The following is a 937-nucleotide window of genomic DNA, read 5'->3' as shown; positions in this document are numbered from 1 at the left end:
GTGCACGGACGCAACCGCGCTCGCGTCGACGTCCCCGCCGGCGAGGGACGGCGCGTGACGCTCGCGCTCACGCCGACCCGCCGCGGCGACCGCGTCACCGAGGCCGTCACGATCCGCTCACATGGGCCGCTCGGCCTGTGGGCCCGGCAGGCGACGCTCACGGCGCCCGGCCGGATCCGCGTCCTGCCGCCGTTCCACTCCCGGGCGCACCTCCCCTCGCGCCTCACGCGACTGCGCGAGCTGGACGGCAGGACCCCGATCCTCATCCGCGGCCAGGGAACCGAATTCGACTCCCTCCGGGAGTACGTGCGCGGCGACGACGTGCGATCGATCGACTGGCGCGCCACCGCCCGCCGCTCCGACCCGGAGTCGCCCGGGTCGGCGAAGCTCATGGTCCGCACGTGGCGGCCGGAACGCGATCGGCGCATCGTGATCGTCGTCGACACGTCGAGGACGGCGGCGGCGCGCATCGGCGACGAACCGCGCCTCGACACCGCCTACGAGGCGGCGCTCCTGCTCGCCGCCCTCGCCACGCACGCCGGCGATCGCGTGGACCTCCTGCTGTGGGACCGCCGGCTCCGCGGGCGCGTGCACGGTGCGAGCGGCCCGGACCTGCTGGCGCGCATGGTCGACACGATGGCGGACGTCGACGCGGAGCTCATCGAGGCCGACTGGGCGGGCGTTCCCGCGCAGATCCGCGGAGTGACGAGCCGCCGCGCGCTCGTCGTCCTCCTCACCGCGGCGGATTCGCCCGGCAGCGCGCGGGGCCTGCTCTCCGTGCTGCCCCAGCTCGCCTCCCGGCACCGCGTGGTCGTGGCATCCGTCGCCGACCCGACCCTCGAGGCCGCCGCACGGAACCGCGACGAACTCTCCGAGGTCTATGCGGCCGCGGCGGCCGAGCGGACCCGCCTCGACGCCGATCGTGTCGCGGCGGCCG

General features: G+C 76.1%; 1 protein-coding gene. It reads left to right on the top strand.

Annotation, left to right across the window (positions count from 1 at the left end; translation table 11 throughout):
• Positions 1–937 (top strand): DUF58 domain-containing protein (locus tag ESO86_RS17710; protein WP_165308361.1); only part of this gene is annotated, 937 nt, incomplete at both ends.

It is taken from the genome of Agromyces binzhouensis (assembly GCF_004135055.1).
Classification (GTDB): Bacteria; Actinomycetota; Actinomycetes; order Actinomycetales; family Microbacteriaceae; genus Agromyces; species Agromyces binzhouensis.
This window is presented reverse-complemented; position numbering and strand designations above follow the sequence as displayed.